Genomic DNA, 9,538 nt, shown 5'->3' on the forward strand with positions numbered 1-9,538 from the left:
CCGCCTCAGTGATGGTTGACTCCTGCTGCCAGTCCTGATTCTGAGACAAGCGTGCGAGTAAACCACCGACAAAGGCATCGCCTGCACCGGTTGTATCGACAGGTGATACTTTTCTTGCCGGCACTTTTTGTGAAACGCCATTAAAGGTTGCTAATGTACCTTCGGCACCGAGAGTGACCAGGATTAACGGAATCTCAAATGGACGTAAAGCCGCTAGTCCTTCTTCAATAGAGTGTGTATTCGTCAAAAGTGACAGTTCTTCTTCTGAAAATTTAACCATATCCGCAAGTTTGACGGCATCCATAACAACACTGATTAACTCATCAGGATTAGCCCAGACTTCCTCACGTAAATTTGGATCAAAGCTGACAAAGCCTCCGGCTTTTTTCATTTCACGGATGGCTGAGAATGTGGCATTCCGGCTTGGATTGTTTGCCAGTGCGATTGAGCAGCAGTGTAACCATTCTCCTGCGTTGAATGTGGCGATGTCCTCGAAAGAAAAAAACTGGTCGGCGCTGGGTTTTACCATAAAGGTAAAACTGCGTTCTCCACTGTCATCTAAATCAACGACAACGGTTGAAGTCCGGTGTTCAGAATCCAGAGCGAAATGTGTTACGCCAACACCCTCATCGGAGAGTGTCTGTTTTAAAAATTTTCCGAAGGGGTCACTACCTGCTTTACCCATAAATTCAGCTTGTCCCTCCAGCCGGGCAATCGCTACAGCAACATTGGCCGGTGCGCCGCCGGGACATTTCAAATAGCTGTTTTCGCTATCAGGGATGAGATCAACAACGGCATCCCCGGTTAACCATACTTTTTTCACAATATTTCTCCTTTGATTTGCAGGATTTATTATAACTGGAAATTGGATTGCCATCGATGGATAAAGGTGTCGTAAGGTAAAAAACAACCACTTTTCTTGTCAGGATAAATTATTTAAACCAAATCGCGTTTTTTATCATTTAATGGAAAAGAAGAGCGGTTCGGGTTAGGGGATTTTTTAGGAAATGAAATCAAAAAAACAAGCGACCGTAAGTGGTCACTTGTTTAGTTATAAATCAGGCCGCGGCGATATATATCCGCTTCGTTTTCTTCTGTTGCGTTAATTGCTCAATCAAATCGTCTATGTTCAGCTCAATGCCAAACTGACGTTTAAGATTTGCCAGATAAATGGCATCTTCACACATGGCTTTTTTCTGGCTCATCACTGATTTTTGCTACCGGCCTTCCGTTGCATTCCGTCAGTTTGATCACCATGGATAGAGGAGAGTACTGAACACATTCATTGTTGGTCCATCCTCCCAGGTCATTAGTTAGAAATGTTCCGATTCCAAAAGAAATGTTGACTCTGTCTTTAAAATAGTCACAAATCTCCAGAGATTGTTCGAAGTTAAGTCCATTGGAAAACACAAAGACTTTAGACATTGGATCAATACCCAATTGCTTATAATGATTGATAAGTTTATCACCCCAGGCAAAAGGGCATCCTGAATCGTGTCTGACACCATCATAAGCTTTGGCCAGATGCATGTTGAAATCTTGCAGGAATGCGTCAATGGTTAAGGTATCCGTTGGCGCAATAGATAGTTGACCATCAAAAGCTTTAGCCACTGTTCAAGAGCAACTCGTTGAGAGTCTCTTGGATTCACCAGAGCCTGATGTCCCATAAACCATTCATGGGCAATGGTTCCAATTGGTGTCATGTTGAACTGACGGGCAAAATGCGTATTGCTTGTTCCCACCATCAGCTCTGGAATGTGAGAACTAAGGTAGTCAATGATGACTTCCTGAGCTGAAGTGGAAAACCGTCTTCTGGTTCCCATTTCTGTCAGGCGGAAATTTTGAATGTTTCGTTCTTTTAACGTGTTTTTTCAGTTTTTTCGACTTTTCCTTCAAGAACCCGCAGTACATCATCTAATGTGACATTTGACCAGCGGTGTCGATTTCTTACTTCTGAAACAATTGACATCACGATCGTTTCATAAAGGATTGTGTCTTTCCACGCCCCTTCAATGCCGATACGAAGCTGACGTTTATGGTTCTGTTCAACGATTCCGATCTCAACCTGTTGCTGAGGTGAAAATCTAAAGTAGCGTAGCGAATGCAAAAAAGCGTTGGTTAAGTGCGGTGAACTTGATCGTAGATACTGAATATCATCTTCAGTAAAGCGCAAATCGTTCAGGCGATTTACTTCGTTTTGAATGTATGGCAGTAAGTCGCTGATGTCTTCATCTGAGCGGACTATTAGCTCATATCTGACAAGAGTATCGGGTATAGACTGTGTATCGCTTGCATCATATTGATTTTGTATGCATCGAGGTCAAGCATACTTTTTACGATCACGTCTGAAAATAAAGGCAATGTCATAGCGTGTACCTTCTGGCTTATGACTAATTAATAACAAGATGTTCTTAACTAAACTGAAACATAATTGAGTACTGTAATTTTGTCAATTCAATGTTGGAAAAAATGCCTTTTTAGGCTGTTTTAACGTGATTCTAGTCATAATTAGCTTGTTTATTCAAGAGCTGTATATTTGTTATTTTTAATAATAGTTAGTAACTGGTTGTTACTAATTCTTGACGTTATGATGACTGTTTATCTAAAATACGTTTATCTCTAATAAGGATACTATTAGGCATGATTGTAACTATCGATCTTATCTGTTGCGTTTAACAGGGACCGGAATTGAAACACTTCTTATCAAGCGGAGAAAACCCCCAAAGGCCAGATTGTGGTAAATGGGCGATTCCTGGCGGAATTGTTTTTGATGAAGACCAAACTGCATCTGGTGGTGAACCTGCGGATATCGATTTTGAATCTGCCAGACGGAGAATTTGCCGACAGAAAATTCATACTTTTCCTAATTTTATCAGTGACCCTCTGGTTGATGGTAATCCGAAGCGGGATCCGGATGGATGGAGTGTTAGCATTTCACACTACTCATTACTGAATTCTGAGAATATTGGGCAAATTGAAAATTCCGGAATTGATTCTGCACGGTTACAGTGGGTACCTCTTGAAAAGTTACTAAATAATAAAATGGAACTGGCGTTTGATCATGTTTCTCAGATCCAGCACGCCTGGAAAAAGTTAAGAGCAGCCGTTGAGTATACGTCTGTTGTTCTCTTCTTTCTGGATAAGGAATTTCTGGTTTCGGATATTATTGAGGCTTATGAAAAATTTGGCGTTGAAGTAAACCGAATGACCATTAAGCGGCGTTTAATCGATTCCGGTGTGATAGTCAGTGCGAATAAAATCGCTGCTTCTAAAAAGGGCAAAGGAGGGAAGCCAGCGACAGTATATCAACTGGGCTGTAGTGATGTTTCGTACTTTCAAACCTGTTTGCGGGGTTAGGGGAGCAGAAAAATATCTGGTGCCATTCTTTACTCTTTATTCTTTTTACTTATAACACTTAGAATGATTATGCATTGGATAAGAACCGGATTGAATGCGACTATTAGCATTGTTGTTAATTATAGGTAAGGTTTCTCTGTGTCTGGTTCTATGCGGTATTTTTGTTATGGTCTCTTTTTTAGCTTTACCACCGTTTTATTCTGGGGGCTAATTCCTATCGCATTAAAAGTGTCTGGAGGATTTGCTGATCCTGTTACACTGACTTGGTTGCGTTTTAGTGTTTCAGGACTGATTGTTCTTGTTTGGCAATGGGCTCACGGGCGTCTTCACGAGTTTTTACATTTAAGCAGGATGGATTGGGTTAAGTTACTACTAACCGGTGTTTTTTCTTATTATTAATTATACCTGCTTTGCCTGGGGACTAAATTACTTAAGGCCGGAAGTGGCCCAGTTGGGTATGCAGGTTGCGCCTTTATTTCTGGCTCTGGGCGGAATGATTTTTTTAAAAGAGAAAATTGCGTCGTTACAATGGGTATGCTTTGCGATTTTAATTTTTGGTCTGGTTATTTTCTTCCATCCGGTTGTTTCGGGTGATTATCATGGAGATCTTTCGGTCTTATTTTCCGGACTGATTATTATGTTGGTCGCTGCACTTTCCTGGAGTGCTTATGCTTTGGTTCAGAAATCCCTTTACCAGAAATTGAACTCATCAAATATACTGCTGGTATTTATTTGTTCGCTTTGATTGCAATGGTTCCTGCCACTCATCCTTCTCAACTAATGTCAATGACAACCAGTGATGTCTGGGTGGCAATTTTTGTTGTCTGAATACGGTCATTGCCTACGGTTCGTTTGCTCAGGCTTTATGTTATTGGGAAACTGTTCAGGTGAGTGCAGTAATTACTTTAACGCCAGTTGCCTCTTACCTTTTGACTGAACTATGCGTTTTTCTTGGGTGGTGGAGTGATATTATTACGCCTTCTCATGCTGACTTTTTAAGTTTGTCCGGAATGGCTATTGTGATTCTTGCTGCAATTGGTATTCAGGTTGTCAGTGTATTGGGAATACGGCACAGAAAAAGATCGAGAGTTCAGACAGCGGCCTGACTCCTTTTTTATTGGGAAAAAGAGCCAGGGCCAACCTTATGCCTTGATGGAGAATGACTTAACATCAAGTCTGTCAAGCAGGTTCAATTCCTGTGCCTTCAGGACAAAATCCTGGAAGTGAGCCGTTTGTTGATGTCTTTCAAGAATGGCATCGCTTCCCCACTGTTCTCTCATGATAAACAGCTCCGATTTTTCTTTGTCCTGCAGAAGCTCGTAGGTAATACATCCGTCTTCTTTTCTTGACTCTTTTACCAGGTTTTCAAGCAGTGAAAGAAGCGAATCAGCAAGACCCGGTTTCGCTTCTATTTCTGCAAGCAAATAGACTTCAGCCATGTTGTATCCTTATTGTTTTCATTTATATTGTTTTGACTTATTTATTTTTCATTCGATATCAGATTAAAAATACACTATTAAGAAATAATGCCGAGTCTCAGAAATGATATTTTTGAAATGGAGCAGAGAAATAGAGGTTATAACAAAGAAAAAGCTCAGAAAGATTATCTGAGCTTGATGTTTGGGTAATTAACTGGTGTGTCAGTTAGTTTGTCAGATGTAACGCTTCATTAATGACATGAAAGATATAGTTTTGTTCGACAGCTCCCTGAAACAGAAATGCTTCGGGACCTTTTGCAAAAATGGCAACATCTTCTCCTGAATGGGTTTCTGAGGAGAATTTGATTAGAGCCTGTTGATGGTAATCTGGATCTAACACTTCTTTCTGAGTCGGATTGTTGCGGGGGCCGTTAACCGCAGCGATACCATTTCCATAGCCAATAGTCGTATATCGTTTACCAAATTCATCTTTATTAAACTGTCCGTTTTTCTTTGAAAGTCCTAGGATAGGATTTCCTCGATCAGAATAGCCGTTCATGATCATGGTGTGTGCATGGTCAGCCGTCACAATGATGAGTGTTTCCTGAGGGTTGGTTTTATCTAAAGCTGTTTTAATGGCTTCATCGAATGCGATGGTTTCCGTAAATGCCCGGTATGCGTTGGTTGCATGGTGAGCATGATCGATACGTCCACCTTCGACCATTAGAATATAGCCATTATGATTTTTGCTTAAATATCGATGGCTTTTGATGTCATTTCTGCAATTGATGGTTCGTTATTTTTGTCACGATCGGCTTCGTATTTCATGTGACTGCTTTCAAATAAGCCGAAAGCGCGGGTTGTATTTTTGCTCAGTTTGTCAAAGCCAGTTTTGTCGTAAACATACTGTCCGTCCGGATAGCGTTGTTTCCATTCCTGAATTAAATTGCGGCCATCTTTGCGTTTGCCTTTTTTCCCTTCGGGATCTGTTGTGGTATTTGGTATAAATTCTCGCCGACCTCCCCCAAAGACAACCTGTAGTCCTTTTCCTTTATTGAACTGGACCAATTGCTGAGCGATATCAGTGCATCCCTGATTTTTAGCAATATTAGGCATTGACGCATCGTTTTCCCAGTTACGATCAGCACTGTGTGCATATGTTGTTGCCGGAGTCGCATGGGTAATTCGTGCCGTTGATACAACACCGGCAGACATGCCTTTTTCTGCTGCCATTTCCCAGGCGGTTTTCACTTCATGTCCTTTACCTGTGTTACAGAAGCCGCGTTGTACATTATCATCAATACTGATTATGCCTTGTTTCGTCTTGACACCGGAGACCATAGCAGATGCGGTTCCGGCAGAGTCTGGAGTCTGTGCATCTGTGTTGTAGGTTTTGGAAAGTGCAAGATGAGGTAAGGTTTCCATGTTCAGCCGGTATTCTTCTCCAGACATTCCCTGACGCTGGCCTTCAAAAATTCTCGACGCAGTGATTGTTCCAATGCTCATTCCATCACCAACAAAAAGAATGACATTTTTGGCCTGCTTATCGATAGGTTTGTTCGCTTTTGCCTTAGCAATTTGTCTCTGGGCTTCTTTATACCAGGCATCATTTTTCTGAGGCGTATTGATATTGTTGTTTGCTGAACAAGTGCCAGCGAGGGTAAGCAAAATGCTTCCTGCCAGTATGACTTGGTTACTTTTCACAAATTATCTCCGTCTATTATTCCGTCATTTATTTTTCTTTTTACCGATGTTAAGTTTGACTATTTCTCATTAAATCAATGACATTTTTGTTACGAAAGTATGAAGCTTTGTTTAATGTTCATTGTATTTAGTGGGTCTTAAAAATAACGCAGGAAAAATGCAGGGCTGTAATATCATTGTCATTTATATAATTAATTCTAATCTATTAATTGAAAATAATGGATATTATGTATATGGGATTAAGCCGTTACGATTGCGTTTTTATCATTGTACTTTTAACCTTTTTTTCTGGGGCGATAAGAGCGGAATCAGAAAATAAAGATGGGGTTATACAATTGGAATGGATTGATTTAATTCCGGAAGAGGATCGAAATGTATTGCCACCGTCAAGACCTGCCGTTATTAATCATGATGAAGATACGCCGCCACAGCAAAAGTTGGGTGGAGTCAGGCTGGACTTAAACGGGAAGCGGGTCAGAATGCCCGGTTTTTGTTATTCCTCTTGAAGGGGATAGTGAAGTGGTAACTGAGTTTTTGTTGGTCCCATATTTTGGTGCTTGTATCCATGTTCCACCACCCCCACCGAATCAATTGTGGATGTTCGTTTTGAACACGGAGCACCTGTTAAAGAACTCTGGCAGACAGTATATGTGACCGGGGTTCTGAAACAGAGATGGTAAATCACGATTTAGGCGAGACAGCTTATGTTATTGATGGAATGAAGATCGAGTCTTATCAGGAGTGACAATATACGGTTGAGTGTGCTTTTTATGGTATATATACGTTATGGTTCATTTTAGCTTATGTGAAGTTTACAGTGTTAAATCAAGAAAATGTGATTAAATTAACCAGAACGAAGATGCCCTTTGGGAAGTATGCGGGCAGGTATCTGATAGACTTGCCGGAGGAGTATTTACTGTGGTTTGAGCGCAAAGGAACGTTTCCCGAAGGTGAGTTAGGGCAATTGATGCAACTTTGTTTATTGTTGAAAATAGATGGTTCTGACAACGTGCTGAAATTTCTCCGATAGCGTTTATTTTTCTGTTCCGACAATGAGTTAATTTCTTTTACTAATCTATCAATATTTTCGGTATCTCATTTTATCGTCTACACTTGTATCCAATGGCTTCGGATTAGCAGGAACATTCTGAGGTGAATTTATCTTTGGGCTTTTGCGTTTATCTTCTGTGTTTATGTTGTGGTCTTCATTCCGTATTATGAAGATGAATTTTTACTGGTTCTAAGCAATAGAGCGGTATGTTAAAAATTATTCAAAGAAAAAGACAACAGTATGTATTACTGTTTACTGTCATTTATTTTTGTATATCCATATTTTTTGTGGAGTTTGTGACAGGGTTATTTATTCAGAATCAGGTTGAAGCGGATAAGGACGAGATTCGCTATCAGATTGCCTTGATTCGATCCCGGATAGAAGCAACAATTTACCGTGATACTTACCTTGCTGAAAGTGTAGCAACGTTAGTGACTATTGCGCCCGATTTTTGCAATCACGAATTGGTATAATATCGCTCAGAGATTAACATCCAAAGCCTACTATGTGCGTAATATTTCGTTGTATCCTAATGATATTATTACTCATATATACCCGGAAAAAGGTAATGAACAGGTCTTAGGGCTTGATCTGAGGACCGTGCCCGGACAATATCACACAGTGTTAAAGGCCCGTCGTTACGAAAGTGTCTTTTTATCTTCTCCAGTGGATTTGGTACAGGGAGGGCAAGGTATTATTGTCAGATACCCGGTCTTTTCGGACTTTCCGTATAAACAAAAATATTGGGGAGGGGTGAGTGTTGTACTGGATTATGAAAAGTTATTGCGTCAGTCCGGGGTCTATTCAGTGAAAGGAGCTCACCGTTAAAGTCGCGACTTCGTCGGAACTTTCGGAAGTAAATCTTAAGCTGTAATTACCGGTTACTTTAATTTTCTTTGTAAATTCAGATAAAGATAACAGAGGGTTAAACAGTTTTTTAAGCAGAAACCAGGTTAAAATTAAAGTAACCAGCAGAACGATTCCGACGACTGGCAAGGCAATTGAATGAGAGTATTTCTGCTTTTAATGATTGGAGCATTGAAATCATGAACCACGAGAAGATAACCTTGTGGATTATCGTGTTCGCCAATGGGTTTTAATATCGCCAGTACATCCCGTTGCTCAGAAGTGACGTAGGGCAGAGATTTTATCTCAGGTAAGGTAGATAAAATGTGTTTTATCCGGCTGTGTGACACTTTGTTTATGTTGACGTACTGGTTGATTTTATTCCAGTTTCTATCGTAAACATAGGAAAAAAGAATGTGATCATATTTTTGAAATGTCAGTAAATTATTTTTTATTTCAAAAGATGAATCCTGATCACCAATGTAAAGTAACAGTTCGTCAGCGACATTAGCCGTCAGTGCATCCAAATTACTTTCTACGGAATTAAGATAGATTTGCTGATGTTGTTTAAGAGAGATGGCAAATACCAGTAACGCACAGAGTACAATTGATATTGTACTGATTAACATGAATTTTGTGCGGATGCTGAGTTGTATCATTGGTATTCCGGTTTCAGGGTAATCTTATTTTTGACAAAGAATTTTCATGTCATCAGGCAGTGACTGTTTGGCGGTTATGTAACCTATCGTATTGTCATGTGAAATGATATAGCCAATGACATCTTTTTCAGTATTAAACTCTTTTGGGCGTCTTTCGCTTTTACCGGAAACAGTAACTGAGCCCAGTAAGCCTGTACACGGCCTTCTGTTAATCCCAGAATTTGAGTATTAAATAAAGTTCGGGCGCTGTTTCCGACAGAGAGATTGACGGGTTTAAATTTTCGGCTCAGCGTTCCACCTAAAAAAATCTGTCTGACTTCATTTCGGGATAAATGGTCAATTTGTGATGATACATGGTAATGACGTAGATGTCAGCCGCGCAGGCAGATTGGCTCATACTTAGTGAGAGTATGAGCCCAACACATGAGCATAAAATCTGCAACCGTAAACTCTGACAGAATCGTTTCATTAAAAGACCCACTGTACACTTAATTTATATAGTG

The 9,538-nt window shown here is 40.3% G+C and carries 7 protein-coding genes and 5 pseudogenes; 7 read left to right on the forward strand and 5 right to left on the reverse strand.

What is annotated here, in order from left to right; all coding sequences use genetic code 11:
* Nucleotides 1-823: PfkB family carbohydrate kinase (locus LRQ06_RS00065; protein ID WP_232764380.1), on the reverse strand; the 823-nt coding region annotated here is incomplete at its 3' end.
* Nucleotides 824-1,058: 235 nt separating this feature from the next.
* Nucleotides 1,059-2,367: pseudogene (gene pncB, locus LRQ06_RS00070) on the reverse strand (nicotinate phosphoribosyltransferase).
* Between the two features lie 273 nt (nt 2,368-2,640).
* On the opposite strand from pncB, the pseudogene LRQ06_RS00075 reads away from it, so the two are divergent.
* The 3 genes and pseudogenes from LRQ06_RS00075 (at nt 2,641) to LRQ06_RS00085 (ending at nt 4,463) form a co-directional block, all read left to right on the forward strand.
* A pseudogene (locus tag LRQ06_RS00075) lies at nt 2,641-3,357 on the forward strand (NUDIX hydrolase).
* 150 nt (nt 3,358-3,507) lie between these two features.
* A pseudogene (locus LRQ06_RS00080) lies at nt 3,508-4,102 on the forward strand (DMT family transporter).
* 142 nt (nt 4,103-4,244) lie between these two features.
* Nucleotides 4,245-4,463 carry a hypothetical protein gene (locus LRQ06_RS00085; protein ID WP_232764382.1) on the forward strand — a complete coding sequence of 73 codons (219 nt, stop codon included), beginning with the start codon at nt 4,245-4,247 and terminating at the stop codon, nt 4,461-4,463.
* 36 nt (nt 4,464-4,499) lie between these two features.
* Here LRQ06_RS00085 and LRQ06_RS00090 read toward each other — a convergent pair whose 3' ends face one another.
* Nucleotides 4,500-4,796 (reverse strand): putative quinol monooxygenase, encoded by a 297-nt coding sequence (locus LRQ06_RS00090; RefSeq protein WP_232764383.1) that lies wholly within the window; start codon nt 4,794-4,796, stop codon nt 4,500-4,502.
* A gap of 205 nt (nt 4,797-5,001) precedes the next feature.
* A pseudogene (locus LRQ06_RS21160) lies at nt 5,002-6,281 on the reverse strand (alkaline phosphatase family protein).
* 431 nt (nt 6,282-6,712) lie between these two features.
* On the opposite strand from LRQ06_RS21160, the pseudogene LRQ06_RS00105 reads away from it, so the two are divergent.
* The 4 genes and pseudogenes from LRQ06_RS00105 to LRQ06_RS00120 all read left to right on the forward strand — a co-directional run bounded on the left by LRQ06_RS00105 (nt 6,713) and on the right by LRQ06_RS00120 (nt 8,358).
* A pseudogene (locus LRQ06_RS00105) lies at nt 6,713-7,224 on the forward strand (DUF3299 domain-containing protein).
* Between the two features lie 72 nt (nt 7,225-7,296).
* Nucleotides 7,297-7,509, forward strand: coding sequence for a DUF3820 family protein (locus LRQ06_RS00110; protein ID WP_232764386.1), 213 nt, complete (start codon nt 7,297-7,299; stop codon nt 7,507-7,509).
* 227 nt (nt 7,510-7,736) lie between these two features.
* Nucleotides 7,737-8,003, forward strand: a complete 267-nt coding sequence (locus LRQ06_RS00115) for a hypothetical protein (RefSeq protein WP_232764387.1) — start codon at nt 7,737-7,739, stop codon at nt 8,001-8,003.
* 34 nt (nt 8,004-8,037) lie between these two features.
* Nucleotides 8,038-8,358 carry a CHASE domain-containing protein gene (locus LRQ06_RS00120; protein WP_232764388.1) on the forward strand — a complete coding sequence of 107 codons (321 nt, stop codon included), beginning with the start codon at nt 8,038-8,040 and terminating at the stop codon, nt 8,356-8,358.
* Nucleotides 8,359-8,489: 131 nt separating this feature from the next.
* Here the strand turns inward: LRQ06_RS00120 and LRQ06_RS00125 are convergent, their stop codons facing one another.
* Nucleotides 8,490-9,035, reverse strand: a complete 546-nt coding sequence (locus LRQ06_RS00125; RefSeq protein ID WP_232764389.1) for a hypothetical protein — start codon at nt 9,033-9,035, stop codon at nt 8,490-8,492.
* Nucleotides 9,036-9,538: the final 503 nt, after the last annotated feature.

The sequence above is a fragment of the Vibrio salinus genome, assembly GCF_021272385.1.
In the GTDB taxonomy this organism is placed as follows: domain Bacteria; phylum Pseudomonadota; class Gammaproteobacteria; order Enterobacterales; family Vibrionaceae; genus Vibrio; species Vibrio salinus.

Excerpts from the sequence above, each read along its gene's own strand:
- LRQ06_RS00125 (WP_232764389.1), bottom strand. The coding sequence starts at position 9,035 with ATGATACAACTCAGCATCCGCACAAAATTCATGTTAATCAGTACAATA.
- LRQ06_RS00090 (WP_232764383.1), bottom strand. The coding sequence starts at position 4,796 with ATGGCTGAAGTCTATTTGCTTGCAGAAATAGAAGCGAAACCGGGTCTT.
- LRQ06_RS00115 (WP_232764387.1), top strand. The coding sequence starts at position 7,737 with ATGTTAAAAATTATTCAAAGAAAAAGACAACAGTATGTATTACTGTTT.